Source organism: Sphingomonas sp. IW22 (genome assembly GCF_041321155.1).
Classification (GTDB): domain Bacteria; phylum Pseudomonadota; class Alphaproteobacteria; order Sphingomonadales; family Sphingomonadaceae; genus Sphingomonas.
Genome location: NZ_JBGGWB010000003.1, coordinates 183426 through 200826, shown reverse-complemented (window position 1 = coordinate 200826; position 17401 = coordinate 183426). Strand labels below are relative to the sequence as shown.

The window sequence follows — 17401 nt, the reverse complement described above, 5'->3', positions numbered from 1 at the left end:
GCCGCCCTGCTATTCGGCGTCGCGGGGCAGCGACTTGTTGGCTTCGATCTGTGCCTGCTGGTTGGGGTCGATCGTCGACGCTCGTTCCAGCCCGCTGGCCTTTCGCATGACCAGATGCCGGGGGCTTCGCAAATCGAAGCGGACATATGGCCCGCCCAGCAACCGGTCGCGCCCGTCCAGCTCGGCAAATTTCACAAGCGCGGCCTGCGCCTCGCTCTCTTCCGCCGGCAGCATCAGCGTTTCGCCGGACACGAATTGCAGGTCCCAGCGCCGGTCCCCGATCCAGCTTGCCGCGCGCACCATCGGCTTGAGCGCAGGCGCGGCGTCCAGCAGCCGGCGATAGGCGGGCGCCTGGGCATTGGCCCCCTCCCCCACCAAAAGCGGCAGGTTGGGGACCGCATCGGCGCGCACGGGTTCCAGCAACGTGCCGCCCTCATCGACCAGCATCAGCTGGCCTTCATTCTGCCAGACGGCGGCGGGCACGCGTTCGACCACGTCGATGACGATGGTGTCGGGCAAGCGCCGCGATACACGCGCATCGGCAATCCAGCCATAGCGCATCAGCCGGTCGCGCACTTCATCCAGATCGACCAGCGCCATCGCCCGCGATTGCTGATCCAGCGCCACGGCATAGACCGCCATGCGGTTCATGCGTTTCAGGCCCGTCACCTCCACCTGCTCGACGCGCAGGCCCGCGCGGCCCATCCCCTCGGCAATGGCGGTGCCGATCATGCCGGGCACCCCGAACAGGCTGGCAATGGCGATGGCGACCCCGCCGATCACCACCGCAAAGAACCAGCCGAATACGCGACGCAGCGTGACTTCCGACACCGGCAGCGCGGCGATGGCGCGATCCAGCATCGACGCGCGCGGTTTGCGCCCGCCGGGCTTGCGCTGGGGTCCGGGGCGGCGCTGGGCAGTGCGGCGCTGCTGCATCCGGCTCATCCCTCCCCAGCGTCCTTCATCGCTTCATCCACGATGGCCTGAACCAGTTGCGGATAGCTCATGCCGCGATGACGCGCCTGTTCAGGCACCAGGCTAAGCGGGGTCATGCCCGGCTGGGTATTCACCTCCAGCAGGAACAGCCCGGCAACGCCCTGCGTGTCGTCCCAACGGAAATCGGAACGCGACGCCCCGCGACAGCCCAGGCGGCGATGCGCCTCGACCGCAATCGCTTCGCACGCTGCGGCGACGTCATCGGGGATTTCGGCCGGGCAGACATGCTCGGTCAGGCCATCGGTATATTTGGCCTCATAATCGTAAAAGCCCGCCTTGGGCTTCAATTCGGTTACGCCCATCGCGCGGTCGCCCAGCACGGCGGTGGTCAGCTCGCGTCCGTGGATAAAGGGTTCGGCCAGAAGCTCCTCGAAGTCGCTCCACGGCCCCTTGGCGTCGCGGGCGATCGGGTTGCTGTAATTGCTGTCGTCGGTGACGATGGCGACGCCGACCGACGAACCCTCGTTCACCGGTTTCAGCACATAGGGGCGCGGCAGGGGGTCGCGCTCGAACAGCTCTTCGCTGCGCACCACGCGGCCGCCCGGCATGGGGATGCCATGCGGGACCAGCGCCTGCTTGGTCAGCTGCTTGTCGATGGCGATGACCGAGGTGGCAAGGCCGCTATGCGTATAGCGCAGGCCCATCAGGTCCAGCATGCCCTGGATGCTGCCATCCTCCCCCGGCGTGCCGTGCAGCGCGTTGAAGACGAGATCGGGCTTTGCCGCCGCCAGCTTCAGCGCGACGTCGCGGCCCATGTCGATGCGGGTCACGCGGTGGCCGAGGCTTTCCAGCGCATCGGCGACCCCTGCCCCGCTCATCAGCGAAACGTCCCGCTCGGCGGACCAGCCGCCCATCAGCACGGCGATGTGAAGGGGGGTTACGCTGCTCACTTATATACTCCCACGCGCTGGATTTCCCATTCCAGCTCGATACCCGACATTGCGCGCACGCGGTCGCGCACCTGTTCGCCCAGCGCCTCGATCTCGGCGCTGGTGGCGTTGTCTGTGTTGATCAGAAAGTTGGTGTGCTTCTCGCTCACCTGCGCACCGCCGTGCCGCAGCCCGCGACAGCCCGCCGCATCGACCAGCGCCCAAGCCTTCTCGCCCGACGGATTCTTGAAGGTCGAGCCGCCAGTCCGGGTACGAAGCGGCTGCGATGCTTCGCGCGCGGCGGCAATACGGTCCATTTCCGCCTGGATCGCCGCCGGTTCGCCCGGTTCACCGCGAAACGTGGCCGACACAACGACCGCGCCGTCGGGCAGGCTGCTGTGGCGATAGGTATAGCCAAGATCGACGTTCGACAGCGTGACGCGCTCGCCCGAACGCAGCACCACGTCCGCCTCGACCAGCACGTCCTTGACCTCACGGCCATAGGCGCCGCCATTCATGCGGACGAAGCCGCCGACGGTGCCGGGGATGGAGCGCAGAAATTCGACGCCGCCGATCCCCGCATCGCGGGCGGTCGAGGAGACAAGGATACCGCTGGCACCACCGCCGCAGCGAAGCGTGGTCGCATCCAGCCGCTCGACCCCGGCAAAGGGCTTGCCCAGCCGGATCACGACGCCCGGCACCCCGCCGTCGCGCACGATCAGGTTCGACCCCAGCCCTAGCGCCATCACCGGCACCGCCGGATCGAGCGCGGCAAGAAACGCCGTCAGGTCGTCCGCATCCGCCGGTTCGAACAGCCACTGCGCCGCGCCGCCCGCCTTGAACCAGACCAGCGGCGCCAGCGGCGCACCGGGCGTCAGCCGCCCGCGCACCGCCGGCAACACCGCATCAAGGGCCGGCGCCGAACTCATTTCCTGGGCGTCCAGAAATCGATCCACATCTGCCACGCCTCAAGATTGGCCTTTGCCGCCTTGGCCGACGCTTCCTGCGCAGCCGCCAAGGGGCGGGCGGCCTGCATCATCTTGCTGCCCGCCTCGATCTGCGCGCGCTGTGCACGCAAAACCTCGCGCTGGATTTCGACTGCGGTAGAGAACCAGTCGCTCATGCGCGCGCATTCTCGATCGCGGGGGCCAGGCCCGCCGCCCATTTTGTGATGTCGCCCGCGCCCAGACAGATGACTTGATCGCCCGGCGCAACCACGCCCGCCAGCGTCGCCGCCAGCGCGTCGGGTCCGTCGACCGTCTGTGCCGAACGATGCCCGCGCTGGCGAATGCGTTCGGCAAGCGCGGCGGCGTCCACGCCCTCGACCGGCGCCTCGCCCGCCGGATAAACCGGGGCGACGAATACCATGTCGGCGTCGTTGAATGCCTGAGCGAACTCGTCCATCAAATTGCCCAGACGGCTGTAGCGATGCGGCTGCGCCACCGCGATCACCCGCCCCTGTGCGCTTTCGCGCGCCGCCGCCAGCACCGCGCGGATTTCGACCGGGTGGTGGCCGTAATCGTCGATGATGGCCGCACCGGCCGCCTCGCCCACCTTGGTAAAACGCCGCTTCACCCCGGTGAACGCGCCGAACCCCTTTTCGATGGTCGCATCGTCGATGCCCAGTTCCAGCGCGACAGTGATCGCCGCCAGCGCGTTCTGGACATTGTGGCGGCCCGGCATCGGCAGGTCGATATTCTCGATCGAGCGGGTCGAGCCGTCGCGGTGGCGCACGATCGCTTCGAACCGGTTGCCGCCGGGATAGGGCGTGACGTTCACGCCGCGCACGTCCGACTGCGCCGAAAAGCCATAGGTAACGATCCGTCGATCCCGCACGCGCGGAATGATCGCCTGCACCTCTGCATGGTCAAGGCACAGGATCGCGGCACCGTAGAAGGGCACGTTCTCCACAAACTCAACGAATGCGTCCTTTACCCGGTCGAAGCTGCCATAATGGTCGAGATGTTCGGGGTCGATATTGGTGACGATGGCATAGGTGCCGTCCAGCCGCAGGAAGCTGCCGTCGCTTTCGTCCGCTTCGACCACCATCCAGTCGCTTTCGCCCAGGCGCGCGTTCGAGCCATAGCTGTTGATGATGCCGCCGTTGATCACGGTCGGATCCACCCCACCCGCGTCCAGCAGCGCGGCGACCATGCTGGTCGTCGTCGTCTTGCCATGCGTGCCCGCGACCGCGATCGTCGATTTCAGGCGCATCAGCTCGGCCAGCATCTCTGCGCGGCGGACAACGGGGATGCGGGCCGACAGCGCCGCCTCAACCTCTGGATTGCCGCGCTGGATCGCGGTCGATGTGACGACCACCGCGACACCCTCCACATTGGCGGCGGCATGGCCGATGGTGACGGGGATGCCGCGCGCGCGCAGCCCCTCGATCACATAACCCTCTGCCACGTCGCTGCCCTGCACGCGGTAGCCAAGGTTGTGCATCACCTCTGCAATGCCCGACATGCCAATCCCGCCGATGCCGACGAAGTGGATGGTGCCGATATCGGTCGCGACCCCCTTCATGCCGGGACGCCCACGGTGCGGCGCGAATCCCGGTCGATCAGCGACGGTGCGTCGATATGTTCGACCAGGTCGGCCAGATCGCGCGCGGCATCGGGGCGGCCGCATTTGCGGGCACAGCGCGCCGCATTGGCCAAAGCGGCCGGTTCAAGTCCCAGTTTCTGCATCTGCTTTGCCAGTTCGGCGGCGGTGAACGCGTCCTGACGGATGGTGCGCGCGCCACCCGCCAGCGTGATTTCGCGCGCATTCGCCGTTTGATGATCGTCAGTGGCGGAGGGCAGCGGCACCAATATGGCCGGGCGGCCCGCGGCCGTCAGTTCGGCCAGCGTCGATGCCCCCGCCCGCGCGATCACGATATGCGCCCATGCCAGCCGTTCGGGCAGGTCGGGCAGATAGGTCGCAACCTCTGCGGGGATGGCGTGGGCGGCATATTTGGCGCGCACCGCGTCGATATCCTCCGGCCGGGCCTGATGCGTGACCTGAAGCCGCGCGCGGAAGTGCGGTGGCAACATCGCCAGTCCATCGGGCACCACCTGACTCAACACGCTGGCGCCTTGGCTGCCGCCGGTCACCAGCACGCGAAAGATGCTGTCGCCGTCCAGTTCGGGATAGGGCCGGTCGCGCAGTTGCAGCACCGCGTCGCGCACCGGATTGCCGACCAGATGCACCTTGGCCTGATACGGCGGCTTCAGTCGTTCGACATCGGCATAGCTGGTGGCGATGGCGTCGACACGCCCCGCGACCAGCCGGTTGACCCGACCCAGCACCGCATTCTGCTCATGCACGATCGTCGGCAGCTTGAGCTGAAATGCCGCCGCCAGTGCCGGAAAGGCGGGATAGCCGCCAAAACCGATGACGGCCGCAGGCTTGAAACCGCGATACAGCTCTGCCGCCATTGCGCGCCCGGCCAGCATCTTGCGCCCCGCGCGCAGCCAGCCCAGCGGCCCGCCCGCGAGCCGGCCGGCTGGAAGGACATGCGTCTGAATATCCTCGAACAGGCCGGGAAAGCGCACGCCGCGTTCATCGCTGACCAGCGCGACGTGATGGCCGCGTCGCATCAATTCGGTGGCAAGCGCGGCGGCGGGGACCATATGGCCGCCCGTGCCGCCGGCGGCGAGGACGTAATGACGGGAATTGCTCACGAACGATTCAACCTGACGCTATAGGGCGAGCGCTTCAGATACGGGTTCCGGCGCGTGAAGGCGAGCAGCATCCCGAACCCGATCGACAATGCGATCATCGACGACCCGCCGTAGCTGATGAAGGGCAGCGTCATCCCCTTTGATGGGGCGATGCCGGTGTTCACCGCCATGTTGATCAGCGCCTGAAGCCCGAACTGAACCGCCAGACCCGATGCCGCGAACAGGCGGAACGCATCCTCCTCGTCCAGCAGCTTGACGAACACGCGCACCACCAGTGCCAGATACAACACCGCCACGATCATGCAGGCGATCAGGCCGAACTCCTCCCCGATGACCGAGAAGATATAGTCGGTATGCGCCTCTGGCAGCTTGAACTTGACCATGCCGCCACCTGGCCCGGTGCCGGTAACGCCGCCGCCGGTGATCGTCGCATGGGCCATGTCGGTCTGATAATGGTCCGACATCGCCTTGTCAGGGTCGGGAAACAGGAACGCGTCGATACGCGCACGCGCCGTGCCGTAGAAGAAATAGGCCGCGACAATCCCGCCGATGCCGACCCCCGCCAGGGCAAGGATCGCGCGCGGATTGGTGCCCGCGATCATCAGCATCGTCACCCACACGGCGACGAACACAACCGTCTGACCAAAATCGGGCTGAAGCATCAGCAGTCCGCCCACCACCCCGGTCAGCGCCAGCGTGATCGCGAACAGCGGCAGATCGGGGTCGCGCGCGCGCAGCGACAGCACCCAGGCGGTGGTGACGATGAAGAATGGCTTCAGAAACTCGGATGGCTGGAAATTCATGACGCCCAAGCCGATCCAGCGCCGCGCGCCGTTCACCTCATCCCCGACAAAGGGCACGATGGCGAGCATCAGCAACATGAATGCCGCCCCAGCCAGTGCGAAACGCCGTGCGACCAGCGTCGGCATCATCGACACGACCAGCAGCACGGGGATGGACACCACCACCCAGAGCGCCTGTCGCCAGAAATAATACATCGGCGCGAACGAGCGGCTGGCGTCGGAATAGCGCACGGCCGACGCCGGACTGGCGGCCGCGACCGCGACAAGTCCGATGCCGATCATCACCATCGCCAGCAACAACAGCACCCGGTCGATTTCCCAGAACCACAGGCCCAGCGGGGATCGGTTGCTGCGGCCCAGCTGCTCCTCGACCCTGCCGCGCAGGCCGCGCGCCGGGGGTGCGCCGCGCATCACATCGGTCATCGCAGATCCTCCACCGCGCGGACGAACGCCGCCCCGCGCGCGGCATAGTCGCTGAACTGGTCGAACGACGCGCAGGCGGGCGACAGCAGCACCGTCTCACCCGGCCGCGCGGCGGCAAATGCGCGTTGGACCGCCACATCGATCGTGCTGCACGGCTCGACCGGAAAGGGCGCATCGGACAGCAACCGCTGGAACAGCGGCGACGCCTCCCCAATGGTATAGGCGGCGGCGACATGACCGAAACCGGGGCGGCACGCATCCAGATTGTCGGACTTGGCCACGCCACCCAGAATCCAGTGAACCCGGTCAAAGGCGCGCAGCGCCGGCGCGACCGATTCGGGATTGGTCGCCTTCGAATCATCGACAAATCGAACGCCGCTCACGGTCCCCACGATCTGCGTGCGGTGCGGCAGGCCGCCGAAGCCGGCAAGCCCGGCGTCAATGGCTTCGCGCGACACGCCCAGCGCCTCGCACGCGGCAATGGCGGCCAGCGCGTTCTGGGCGTTGTGCGGTCCCTGCAAGGCGGGCCAACGCGACTGGTCCATGCATATGCCGGGCGCGATCTTGGTCACATCCTCTGCCCGGCCACCGCGCGTTACGGTGCGGGCAATGGCGGCGGAGGCTTCGTCGCCGATACCGATGATCGCGGCATGACCCGCCGACTGCATCGCGAACAGACGCGCCTTTGACGCGGCATAGGCGTCGAACCCGTCGTAGCGGTCGAGATGGTCGGGCGTGATGTTCAGCAGCACCGCGACATCGCAATCCAGGCTCTGCGTCAGGTCGATCTGATAGCTCGACAGCTCAAGCACATAGACGCCGCCTGCGGGCAGCGCGTCCTGTCCCAGGATGGGCAAGCCGATATTGCCGCCCATGGTGTTGGGGACCCCGGCGGTTTGCAGGATGTGGTGGATCAGCGCCGTCGTGGTCGACTTGCCGTTGGTTCCGGTGATGCCGACGACGAGGTGCGGCGGCAGGCCAGCGCGGGCCTGTGCGAACAGTTCGATGTCGCTGATCACCGGCACCGCAACCGCGCGCGCATGTGCCGCGATCGGATGCGTGTTGAGCGGCACGCCGGGCGAGACGACCACACCGTCAAAGCCCGTCAGGTCGATCGTCAACGGGTCGGCGATGCTTAGGTCTACGCGGTCGAGCGCAAGCGATTGCGCCTGAGCCGCATGAACTACAGCTTCGCGCTTGTCCGCATCCGCATCCCACGCAACGACATGCGCGCCGCTGGCCACCAGCGCGTCGACCGTCGCCCGCCCCGACCGCGCAAGGCCGAGAACCGCAAAGCGCTTGCCGGCCCAGGCGGTCGAGCCGATCACCGCAGCTTCAACGTCGACAGGCCAGCCAGCGCCAGCACCAGTGCGATGATCCAGAACCGGATCACGACCGTCGGCTCCGACCAGCCAAGCTGTTCGAAATGATGGTGGATCGGCGCCATCTTGAACACCCGCTTGCCGGTGCGTTTGTAGAAGAAGACCTGGATGATGACGCTCATCGCCTCCATCACGAACAGGCCGCCGATGATGCCCAGCACGATTTCGTGGTGCGCGGTGACGGCGATGGCGCCCAGCGCGCCGCCCAGCGCCAGGCTGCCCGTATCGCCCATGAAGACAGCCGCCGGGGGCGCGTTGAACCACAGGAACGCCAGCCCCGCCCCGGCAATCGCCCCGCAGAAGATCGCCAGATCGCCCGCGCCCGGCACATGCGGAATGCCCAGATAGTTGGAATAGATAGCGTTGCCGGCCAGATACACGATCACCATGAACGCGACCGACGCGATGATGACCGGCATCGTCGCCAGCCCGTCCAGCCCGTCGGTCAGGTTCACCGCATTGCCGAATGCCACGATCGTGAACGCGGCAAAGACGATGTAGAAATAGCCCAGATCGACCGAGAAATTGGAAAAGAACGGCACGTACAGCATCGTGCCGTTCTGGTGCGTGATGATCCACCCGGCGATTCCGGCGATGGCGAATTCGGCCAGCAGGCGCACCTTGCCCGACACGCCCGCGGTCGATGCCTTTCGCACCTTGTCGTAATCGTCCAGGAAACCGATCAGGCCAAAGCCCATCGTCACAAACAGGCACGCCCAGACGAACGGGTTGGTCAGGTCCATCCAGATCAGGATCGACAGCGTCATCGCCGTCAGGATCATCAGTCCGCCCATGGTCGGCGTGCCGCGCTTGGCCAGATGGCTTTGCGGTCCGTCGGTGCGGATCGGCTGCCCCTTGCCCTGACGCACGCGCAGCCAGCCGATGAAGCGCGGCCCGATGATCAGGCCGATGGCCAATGCGGTCGCCACCGCCCCGCCCGTGCGGAAGGACAGGTAACGGACGACGTTCAGAACGCCGGGAAAACCCAGATATTCGGCAATCAGATAGAGCATGGCTGCCTGCGCTTGACGAGCGCGGCGACCACCGCCGACAACCCGACCCCGTTCGATCCCTTGACGAGAACCGCGTCCCCGGCCGCAAGCACGGCGTCAAGCGCGGCCCCGGCCTCTGCGGCGCGGGGCACATGCACCAGTTCGACGCGCCCCTCAAGCGCCTTTGCAAGCGCGGCCATGCCGTCGCCCACCAATATGGCGTGATTTACGCCCGCTTCGACGACAGGCCCCGCAAGCGCCGCATGATAGTCGTCGCTGTCGGCGCCCAGTTCGCGCATATCGCCCAACACCGCGATCCGGCGCGTCGCGGGGGTGGCTGCCAGCACCTGCAACGTCGCCCGCATCGACGCGGGGTTGGCGTTATAGCTTTCGTCGATCAGCCGTGCGGTGCCGCCATCGGCGATCGGCACGTCATGCTGGGCCCCGCGCCCCGGCAATCCGCCCAGTTCGGCCAGCGCGAGCCCCGCCTGTGCCAGATCGCCGCCCGCGGCCTCCACTGCTGCCAGCACGCCCATGGCATTGGCGACCCAGTGCGCGCCCGGCTGTCCCAGCGTGAAACCCAATTCCCGCTCGCCCAGCGTCGCCAGCACGAAACTGCTGCCCGTGGGCGACGCCACCACCTCAACCGCGCGAACGTCGGCGCCCTCGCCCATGCCGAAGGTGACGATGCGCCCGGCATAAGGACGCGCCGCCGCGATCAGCCGGTCGCGGTGCGGGCTGTCAAAGGGGATGATCGCGGTGCCGCCCGGCTCCAGTCCCTGGAAAATCTCGCCCTTGGCATCGGCAATCGCCTCGACCGAGGGGAAGAAAGCGGTGTGGGCGGGAGCGATGGTGGTGACCAGCGCAATGTGCGGGCGCACGATCCGCGTCAGCGCGGCCAGTTCACCCGCGTGATTCATGCCCATTTCGAAAACGCCGAACCGGCAATCGGCCATCATCCGCGACAGACTGAGCGGCACGCCGGTGTGGTTGTTGTAGCTTTTGACCGACTTGTGCGCCTGCCCCGGCTCGGCGCGGTCGAGCGCGGCGTGCAGCGCCTCCTTGGTGCCGGTCTTGCCGACCGAACCCGTCACGCCAATGATGCGCGCCGATGTGCGCGCCCGCGCGGCACGAGCCATCGCCTCAAGCGCGGCCATGGTGTCGGCCACACGCACATGCGGCCCGTCGACCGGCCGCGAAACCAGCACACCCGCCGCGCCCTGTTCAAAAGCCTGCGCGACAAAGCGGTGCCCGTCGGTCGTCTCCCCCGACAGGGCAATGAACAGGTCGCCCGGCCCGACCTCTCGCGAATCGAATGTCACGCCGCTGGCGCTGAATGCGCCATGCGCCTCGCCTCCCGTCGCGGCGGCGATTTCATGCGCGCTCCACAGGCTCATGCCGCGCATTCCCGCGCAACGGCCACATCGTCGAACGGCAACACCATGTCGCCGACGATCTGACCCTGTTCATGCCCCTTGCCCGCGATCAGCACGATGTCATCGGCGTGCGCCTGGGAAATGGCAGCGCGGATTGCTTCGCGACGGTCGCCGATCTCGGTCGCGTCGGGTGCGCCCTTCAGCACTTCGCGACGAATCGCGGCGGCGTTCTCCGTGCGAGGATTGTCGTCGGTGACGAAGACCAGATCGGCGCCCTTGGCCGCCGCTTCGCCCATCGGTTCGCGTTTGCCGGTGTCACGGTCGCCGCCCGCGCCGAACACGACGATCAGCCGCCCTGCGGCGTGTGGCTTGAGCGCGGCGATTGCCGCCTCAAGCGCGTCCGGGGTGTGGGCATAATCAACATAGACCGGCGCGCCGGACGCGGCGATGACCGCGCGCTCCAGCCGCCCGCGCACCGGCTGCAACCGGGCCAGACCCGCCAGCGTCGATGCGACATCGCCACCGGTCGCGATGACCAGCCCCGCCGCGATCAGCGCGTTCGCCGCCTGATAGGCGCCGATCAGCGGCAGCTTGACGACATGGGTTGCGCCCGCTGCCTCGACCGTCAGCGTCTGGCCCAGCAGTGTCGGCTCCCGCTCGATCAGGCGCAGCGTGTCGCCATGCTCACCCACGGTGATCAGCCGGTTGCCACGCATGCGCGCCAGATCGACGACGCGTTCGGAATGGGGGTCGTCGGCCCACACCACCGCCGTTCCATCGGCATCGAGGACTTCAGCAAACAGCCGCAGCTTGGCGGTGAAATATTCCGCCATGTCCTTGTGATAGTCGAGGTGGTCGCGGCTGAGATTGGTGAAGGCAGCGGCGCGGACCGGCAGCCCTTCGGTACGATATTGCGACAGGCCGTGGCTGGACGCTTCGAAGGCGAGGTGCGTCACCCCTTCGCGCGCCAAGCCCGCGACGTTCGACAGGAACGTGACCACGTCGGGCGTCGTCAGCCCGGTCGTGACCCGTTCGTCGGCGGTGGTTACCCCCAGCGTACCGATGGACGCGGCGTGATGCCCGGCCATGCGCCACAACTGTCGCGTCATCTCGACGGTCGAGGTCTTGCCGTTGGTGCCGGTGACAGCCGCCGTCACGCCGGGAAAGGGCGCGAAGAAACGGGCCGCCAGATCGGCAAAGCAGGCGCGCGGATTGTCGGCGACGATGTGCAGCGCACCATCGACCCGCGCCTGACGGCGAGCGACCACGGCCACCGCACCGGCGGCGACCGCCTGTTCGATGAAGTCCTCACCGTTCACGCGCGCGCCCTCGAACGCGCCAAAGATCGTGCCGGGTGCGACCTTGCGATGGTCGATCGCAAATCCGGTGACGGTCACGGCTTCATCACCGCCCGTCAGCGTACCCAATCGCATCCTATCGCCTCCCCAGCATCAGTGCGCCTTACCGGGCGCGCGCCACAATAGCGGCGTCAGATCGGACACATCGACGTCGCGCGTCAATTCCGGCACCACGCCCAGGATCGGCCCGGTGCGCGAGATGACGCGGCTGACCACCGGTGCGGCGGTCCATGCTGCGGTCGTCAGGCCAAAGCTCTCGGCATTGCCCTTGGGCGCGTCGAGCATGACGATCACGACATAGCGCGGCGCATCCATCGGGAAGATGGCGGCAAAGGTGGAGACGTTGACGCGGCGATTATAGCCGCCCGCGCCCGGCTTTTCGGCGGTGCCGGTCTTGCCGCCCACGCGATAGCCGGGCGCCTCGCCCTTGCGGCCCGTACCCTCCAGCACGACCAGGCGCATCAACTGGCGCATCCGTGCACTGGTCGATTCAGTGAACACGCGGCGACCCTTGGGCGCCTGCCCGGCCTCGACCTTGCGGAGCGTGGCGGGACGCCAGATGCCGCCATTGACCATCGCGGCATAGGCGCTGGCCAGATGCAGCGGCGTGACCGCGATGCCGTGACCATAAGCGGTCGTCAGCGTGGTCGAACGGCCCCAGTTATGCGGCCACAACGGCCGGGCCTTTTCGATCTCGATATCGGGCGCGGTGTCGAAACCCAGCTTGCGGAACAGATGCTCCATGCGCGCCTGACCCATTTCGTCGGCAATGCGGGCGGTTGCGATGTTCGACGAATGGACCAGCGTTTCGGGCACGTTCAGCCACCGCTTCTGCGCGTGATCGTCACGGATCTGGAAGCGGCCGATGCGGATCGGCGCGGTTGCGTCATAGCGCTTGACCATGTTGGGCACGACGCCGGTGTCCAGCGCCTCTGCCATGACCAGCGGCTTGAACGTCGAACCCAGTTCGTAAACCGACTGGGTCACGTTGTTCATCAGCCCGGCTTCGCCGCGCGTCAGCTTGTTGGGGTTGAAGCTGGGCAGCGACGCCATGGCGCGCACCTCACCCGTTGCGACGTCCAGAATGACGCCGGCCGCGCCCGCCGCCTGGAACGCCGCCATAGACCGTCCAAGCTCGCTCTCCAGCGCGCCCTGCACGCGCAGGTCGATCGACAATGCAGCCGGGCGCCCGCCCATCGCCGGGTTCGTCAGTTCGTCGTCGAGCACCTTTTCCATGCCCGTCACGCCGTGACCGTCGAAATTCAGGCTGCCCAGCGCGTGGGCGGCAAGCGTCGTCTGCGGATAAAGCCGTTCGGGTTCACGCGCAAAGGCGATGCCCGGCTCCCCCAGGGCGTTCACGGCGTTGACCAGTTCGGGCAATGCGCGACGACGCAGATAGGTGAACGACGCGCGAGAAGTCAGCGCCTTGTAATAATCCGCGGCATCCTGTTCGGGCATCAGCACGGCCAGTTGCTCGGCCAGCTTCATCTTGTCGCCGATCACCTTGTCGGGATGCACGCCGACCGACCACGCATCGATGGTCCGCGCGAGCGCCACGCCGTTGCGGTCGACGATATCGCCCCGGATCCGCGTCAGCGCCGCTGCCGCATCGCGGCCCGATGCCGGTTCGGCCATCACCGCCAGCACCACCAGTCGCGCCAGCACCAGCGCGATGCCCGCCGCGAACAGCAGCAGCAGCACCATCAGGCGCGCCTGTGCGGTCTGGACGAGCGCCACCTGCCCGCCCGCCTTGCGACGATTGCCGGTGCCGGGGGCGACGAGAACGATCAACGTTTGCGAACCGTTTCGGCACGCGCGCCGCGCGCCAGGTCGCCGAGGGTCCGATCGCTGAGCAGTACATCGTCCAGCATCGCCACAGCCTGACCCTTACGCACAGGCTTGGGCGCCGGCATGGCGCGCGACGGCGATGGCGTTGAAACGGCGGCCAGCGCCACCGGCGCGGCACGCCGAGGCTGTTCCACCTTTGCAGGTGCAGCAGCAGGCGCGGGCACGGGCGCCGCCTCAGCCGCGACGCTGGCGGTTTGCAGGCGGTTATCGGCGATGCCCGACGGCACGATATAGCTGACCGGGCTGACCGCTCCTTCACCGGCGGGCGCGAAGTGGAGCTGCGCCAGCGCTTCTTCGCCTGCGACATATTGATCGGGGCGCGGCGCGGCGAGGGCAAGCACTTCGCCATTCCACTTTTCGAGCTGTGCCAGATTGGCGCGCGTCTGAAACTCGGTTTCCAGGTCCCGAATGTCGCTCTTGGCCGTCAGGATGGCGCGTTCGAGGCTCTCGACGCGCGCACGTTCCGCCGCGACCCAGCTCGACACCAGATAGCAGGGGGGCGCCACCAGCACGCCACAGACGAACCAGCCAAACCCCTTCAATCGCTTGGTCGCCATCAATGCTCTCCTTCGGCGGACCACGCCGCTGCCGCTGTTCGCCGTGCCACGCGCAAAGTCGCCGATCGCGCACGCGGGTTGCGCTGCAATTCGGCCTCGCCCGGACGCACGGCGCGTGCGGGCGGTTCGAAACTGGGTGCCCGCGCGGCCTGTGCCGCCGGGCGATGACGCGATCCGGCGGGCTCGCTGCCCGACCGTTCGCGCAGGAAACGCTTGACCATCCGGTCCTCAAGGCTGTGGAACGTCACCACTGCCAGCCGCCCGCCGGGCTTCAGCACCCGCTCCGCCGCCGCCAAGCCTTCGGCCAGTTCGTCGAGTTCGCGGTTCAGGTGGATGCGAATCGCCTGAAAGGTGCGGGTCGCCGGGTCCTTCTTGTCATGCGGGCGATAGCCAAGCGCGCGGCGAACCACCGCGGCCAGTTCGCCTGTCCGCTGGATCGGGCGCGCCGCCACGATCGCCTTTGCCACGCGCCGTGCACGCGGTTCTTCCCCATAACGGAACAGGATGTCCGCAATCAGCGACTCGTCGGCCTCGTTCACGAAATCGGCGGCGCTTTCGCCCGACTGGCTCATCCGCATGTCGAGCGGACCGTCGGACTGAAACGAAAAGCCACGCTCCGCCCGGTCGAGCTGCATCGACGATACGCCGATATCCATCACCACGCCGTCGACCGGCGCCGAATCGCCCAGCCCCGCATCCATCGCTGAAAAGGGCGATTCGACCAGCACAAGCGCGCCGCCGCTCGATTCGACCAGCGGCGCGCCCTCCCGAATCGCGTCGGGATCCCGGTCGAAGGCAATCACGCGCGCGCCCGCCGCCAGCATGGCGCGGGTATAGCCGCCCGCACCGAAGGTCGCATCGACGTGCACTTCGCCCGCGCCGATCGCCAGCCCTTCGATCACTTCGTCCAACAGGACTGGGATATGGGGCGCCGCCGCGTTCACAGCACCACCTTCTTCGCGGCCGCATAGTGGCGGCAGCGGTCCTTCAGATCGTCATCGTCAATGTCGGCTGCGACCAGCTGTTCGGGCGACCAGATCTGGAACGTGTCATTGTCACCGACAAAGAACGCCCATTTGCCGATCGCTGCGCGGTCCCGTTCGAAGCTGGGAATCACGAAGCGGCCGTTATTGTCGTAGCTGGCCTTTTCCGCGCGGTGGATCCGGCGCTCTGCGGCTTCGTCGAACGGCTTGCCGTCCAGCTTTGCGAGCCGCGCCAGTTCGTTCAGGCGATCGTTCAGCTCGCGCGCCCATTCCGCGTCATAGCAGACGAGGCACGGCAGCGTCGGGTGACGCGTGATCAGCACCTGCTTGGCGGGGGAGTTGGTGTCCAGCGTTTCGCGCAGGTCGGCGGGAATCGCAACGCGACCCTTGTCGTCGACCGACTGCAGCGAAAAGCCGTGGAAGAGATCCCTGTTCGACACGCATATCCCCAAGGGGGGCGCACGCACCCTCTCGTTCCGAAAACCAGCATCCCGGCTCCGGTCGAATACGGACGACAAAAAGGAGTGTGCCCCCTGCACTTCTAGTAACAGAGGGGTGTTGCCCGTTCAATCCATTTGCCCCCACTTCGCCCCACTTTTCCCCACAATCCGTCCATTTCGACCATGTTTATGGTATGTTCCGCCACAAGGCGCACCGGGGGCGAGTGGAGGCGCCTTCTTGCGAAAAGGGGATGTCAGGGCTGCGGAGCGCCGGGATTGGGGGGTTGTTCGGTCACGGTCACATTGACGGGATCTCCCGCCGACTTGCTGGGCGCGACGCCCAGTTCAGCCAGCGGTTCATCGACAATGGCGGCCTCTTCGGTCGGAACGCCGGCTCCGCCGGTCAGGTTTGCGACCACTTCAGGCCGCGCGGCACCCGCGGCTTCAACGGGCGCATTGCGGTCGACGGCGCTGAAGATCGCGCCGGCGATTCCGATCAGCAGCACGACTGCGGCCAGCCCGGTCAGGGCAACCTTAAGGCGCTGCATCGTTTGCTGGGGATCCGGGGGAGGCGACCGCATTGTAGGGATGGCAATCTATCGACTCGCACACGGCTTGTCGACCATCGGGGCGTATTAACCTTCTTGCAGCCCCTTTGCCGCGCGCCATTCGGGATTGTGCAGCGTCGACAGATAGCGGAATCCCGTGTCGCACAGGATCGTCACGACGCGCGCGCCCGGCCCGATTTCGCGCGCCAGACGGATCGCGCCCGCCACGTTGATGCCCGACGACAGACCTAGGCACAGCCCCTCTTCGTCCAGAAGGCGACGGACCCACTCATAACCCTCCGCATCGGAGATGCGATACTGGGTGTCGATCGGCGCGCCTTCCAGATTGGCAGTAATGCGCCCCTGCCCGATTCCTTCGGCAACCGACGAACCTTCGGACTTCAGTTCGCCATTGGCATAATATTCGAACAGCGCGGCGCCGTGCGGGTCCGACAAGGCGATGCGGATATTCGCATCCTTTTCCTTCAGCCCCAGGCCGACGCCCGCCAGCGTGCCGCCCGTGCCGACCGCACAGGTAAAGCCGTCGATGCGACCCTCCATCTGCTCCCAGATCTCGACGGCGGTGCCGACGATATGCGCGCGGCGATTGGCGATATTGTCGAACTGGTTGGCCCAGATCGCGTTCGGCGTTTCCTCTGCGATGCGACGGCTGGTGTGCACGAAATGGCCGGGGTTGGAATAGGGCGCGGCGGGCACCAGCACCAGTTCGGCGCCCAGCGCGCGCAGCGTGTCCATCTTTTCCCGGCTCTGCGTCTCCGGCATCACGATGATCGATTTGTAACCCTTGGCATTGGCGACCAGGGCCAGGCCGATGCCGGTGTTGCCGGCCGTCCCTTCGACGATCGTGCCGCCGGGCTGGATCAGGCCGCGTTCCTCGGCATCCTCGACAATGAACAGCGCCGCGCGGTCCTTCACGCTGGCGCCGGGATTGGCGTATTCGCACTTGGCAAAAATGTCGGCGCCCGCCGCCTCGCTTGGACCTTTCAGCCGGACGAGCGGGGTGTTGCCGATGAGCGCGATGGTGTTTGCGGCGTTGTGCATGGACGAGAGATAGGGTTGCGCCCCCGCCCCCGGCAAGCAAGCATCGCTTGGGGCACGAAAACCACGCGCCTTCCCCCCCGCCCTGCTTCGCGCTAACCG

17 protein-coding genes are annotated in these 17401 nt (G+C 66.9%); all 17 read right to left on the bottom strand.

Annotation, left to right across the window (positions count from 1 at the left end):
• Positions 1–9: 9 nt before the first annotated feature.
• The 17 genes from ACAX61_RS14465 to ACAX61_RS14385 all read right to left on the bottom strand — a co-directional run bounded on the left by ACAX61_RS14465 (position 10) and on the right by ACAX61_RS14385 (position 17302).
• Positions 10–945, bottom strand: coding sequence for a cell division protein FtsQ/DivIB (locus ACAX61_RS14465; RefSeq protein ID WP_370715551.1), 936 nt, complete (start codon positions 943–945; stop codon positions 10–12).
• A complete protein-coding gene (locus ACAX61_RS14460) occupies positions 942–1886 on the bottom strand; it encodes a D-alanine--D-alanine ligase (RefSeq protein WP_370715549.1) in 945 nt (314 codons plus the stop codon). Before ACAX61_RS14460 ends, ACAX61_RS14465 begins: the two co-directional genes overlap by 4 nt.
• A complete protein-coding gene (gene murB, locus ACAX61_RS14455) occupies positions 1883–2794 on the bottom strand; it encodes a UDP-N-acetylmuramate dehydrogenase (RefSeq protein ID WP_370715548.1) in 912 nt (303 codons plus the stop codon). The genes ACAX61_RS14460 and murB overlap by 4 nt, the downstream gene beginning before the upstream one ends.
• Positions 2791–2988, bottom strand: coding sequence for a hypothetical protein (locus ACAX61_RS14450; RefSeq protein ID WP_370715546.1), 198 nt, complete (start codon positions 2986–2988; stop codon positions 2791–2793). The genes murB and ACAX61_RS14450 overlap by 4 nt, the downstream gene beginning before the upstream one ends.
• The gene (gene murC / locus ACAX61_RS14445; protein ID WP_370715544.1) at positions 2985–4391 is read right to left on the bottom strand and encodes a UDP-N-acetylmuramate--L-alanine ligase; all 1407 of its coding nucleotides are present in this window, start codon (positions 4389–4391) and stop codon (positions 2985–2987) included. Before murC ends, ACAX61_RS14450 begins: the two co-directional genes overlap by 4 nt.
• Positions 4388–5530 carry an undecaprenyldiphospho-muramoylpentapeptide beta-N-acetylglucosaminyltransferase gene (murG, locus tag ACAX61_RS14440; RefSeq protein ID WP_370715543.1) on the bottom strand — a complete coding sequence of 381 codons (1143 nt, stop codon included), beginning with the start codon at positions 5528–5530 and terminating at the stop codon, positions 4388–4390. The genes murC and murG overlap by 4 nt, the downstream gene beginning before the upstream one ends.
• A complete protein-coding gene (gene ftsW, locus ACAX61_RS14435; protein ID WP_370715541.1) occupies positions 5527–6756 on the bottom strand; it encodes a putative lipid II flippase FtsW in 1230 nt (409 codons plus the stop codon). Before ftsW ends, murG begins: the two co-directional genes overlap by 4 nt.
• On the bottom strand, positions 6753–8084 hold the full coding sequence (gene murD / locus ACAX61_RS14430; RefSeq protein WP_370715540.1) for a UDP-N-acetylmuramoyl-L-alanine--D-glutamate ligase: 1332 nt from the start codon (positions 8082–8084) through the stop codon (positions 6753–6755). The genes ftsW and murD overlap by 4 nt, the downstream gene beginning before the upstream one ends.
• The gene (gene mraY / locus ACAX61_RS14425) at positions 8081–9151 is read right to left on the bottom strand and encodes a phospho-N-acetylmuramoyl-pentapeptide-transferase (RefSeq protein WP_370715539.1); all 1071 of its coding nucleotides are present in this window, start codon (positions 9149–9151) and stop codon (positions 8081–8083) included. The genes murD and mraY overlap by 4 nt, the downstream gene beginning before the upstream one ends.
• Positions 9139–10527, bottom strand: coding sequence for a UDP-N-acetylmuramoyl-tripeptide--D-alanyl-D-alanine ligase (locus ACAX61_RS14420; protein WP_370715538.1), 1389 nt, complete (start codon positions 10525–10527; stop codon positions 9139–9141). Before ACAX61_RS14420 ends, mraY begins: the two co-directional genes overlap by 13 nt.
• Complete coding sequence (locus ACAX61_RS14415; protein ID WP_370715537.1) at positions 10524–11939, bottom strand: UDP-N-acetylmuramoyl-L-alanyl-D-glutamate--2,6-diaminopimelate ligase; 1416 nt, start codon at positions 11937–11939, stop codon at positions 10524–10526. The genes ACAX61_RS14420 and ACAX61_RS14415 overlap by 4 nt, the downstream gene beginning before the upstream one ends.
• Positions 11940–11957: 18 nt before the next feature.
• Positions 11958–13655, bottom strand: coding sequence for a peptidoglycan D,D-transpeptidase FtsI family protein (locus ACAX61_RS14410; protein WP_370715536.1), 1698 nt, complete (start codon positions 13653–13655; stop codon positions 11958–11960).
• The gene (locus ACAX61_RS14405) at positions 13652–14269 is read right to left on the bottom strand and encodes a hypothetical protein (RefSeq protein WP_370715535.1); all 618 of its coding nucleotides are present in this window, start codon (positions 14267–14269) and stop codon (positions 13652–13654) included. The genes ACAX61_RS14410 and ACAX61_RS14405 overlap by 4 nt, the downstream gene beginning before the upstream one ends.
• A complete protein-coding gene (rsmH, locus tag ACAX61_RS14400; RefSeq protein ID WP_370715534.1) occupies positions 14269–15213 on the bottom strand; it encodes a 16S rRNA (cytosine(1402)-N(4))-methyltransferase RsmH in 945 nt (314 codons plus the stop codon). Before rsmH ends, ACAX61_RS14405 begins: the two co-directional genes overlap by 1 nt.
• Positions 15210–15692, bottom strand: a complete 483-nt coding sequence (locus ACAX61_RS14395; RefSeq protein ID WP_370715533.1) for a division/cell wall cluster transcriptional repressor MraZ — start codon at positions 15690–15692, stop codon at positions 15210–15212. The genes rsmH and ACAX61_RS14395 overlap by 4 nt, the downstream gene beginning before the upstream one ends.
• Positions 15693–15946: 254 nt before the next feature.
• Positions 15947–16240: a hypothetical protein gene (locus ACAX61_RS14390; RefSeq protein ID WP_370715532.1), complete on the bottom strand. Its 294-nt coding sequence runs from the start codon at positions 16238–16240 to the stop codon at positions 15947–15949.
• Positions 16241–16327: 87 nt separating this feature from the next.
• Positions 16328–17302: a cysteine synthase A gene (locus tag ACAX61_RS14385; protein WP_370715531.1), complete on the bottom strand. Its 975-nt coding sequence runs from the start codon at positions 17300–17302 to the stop codon at positions 16328–16330.
• Between the last annotated feature and the right edge of the window lie 99 nt (positions 17303–17401).

Excerpts from the sequence above, each read along its gene's own strand:
- ACAX61_RS14465 (WP_370715551.1), bottom strand. The coding sequence starts at position 945 with ATGAGCCGGATGCAGCAGCGCCGCACTGCCCAGCGCCGCCCCGGACCC.
- murB (WP_370715548.1), bottom strand. The coding sequence starts at position 2,794 with ATGAGTTCGGCGCCGGCCCTTGATGCGGTGTTGCCGGCGGTGCGCGGG.
- ACAX61_RS14450 (WP_370715546.1), bottom strand. The coding sequence starts at position 2,988 with ATGAGCGACTGGTTCTCTACCGCAGTCGAAATCCAGCGCGAGGTTTTG.
- murC (WP_370715544.1), bottom strand. The coding sequence starts at position 4,391 with ATGAAGGGGGTCGCGACCGATATCGGCACCATCCACTTCGTCGGCATC.
- ftsW (WP_370715541.1), bottom strand. The coding sequence starts at position 6,756 with ATGACCGATGTGATGCGCGGCGCACCCCCGGCGCGCGGCCTGCGCGGC.
- mraY (WP_370715539.1), bottom strand. The coding sequence starts at position 9,151 with ATGCTCTATCTGATTGCCGAATATCTGGGTTTTCCCGGCGTTCTGAAC.
- ACAX61_RS14420 (WP_370715538.1), bottom strand. The coding sequence starts at position 10,527 with ATGAGCCTGTGGAGCGCGCATGAAATCGCCGCCGCGACGGGAGGCGAG.
- ACAX61_RS14415 (WP_370715537.1), bottom strand. The coding sequence starts at position 11,939 with ATGCGATTGGGTACGCTGACGGGCGGTGATGAAGCCGTGACCGTCACC.
- ACAX61_RS14405 (WP_370715535.1), bottom strand. The coding sequence starts at position 14,269 with ATGGCGACCAAGCGATTGAAGGGGTTTGGCTGGTTCGTCTGTGGCGTG.
- ACAX61_RS14390 (WP_370715532.1), bottom strand. The coding sequence starts at position 16,240 with ATGCAGCGCCTTAAGGTTGCCCTGACCGGGCTGGCCGCAGTCGTGCTG.
- ACAX61_RS14385 (WP_370715531.1), bottom strand. The coding sequence starts at position 17,302 with ATGCACAACGCCGCAAACACCATCGCGCTCATCGGCAACACCCCGCTC.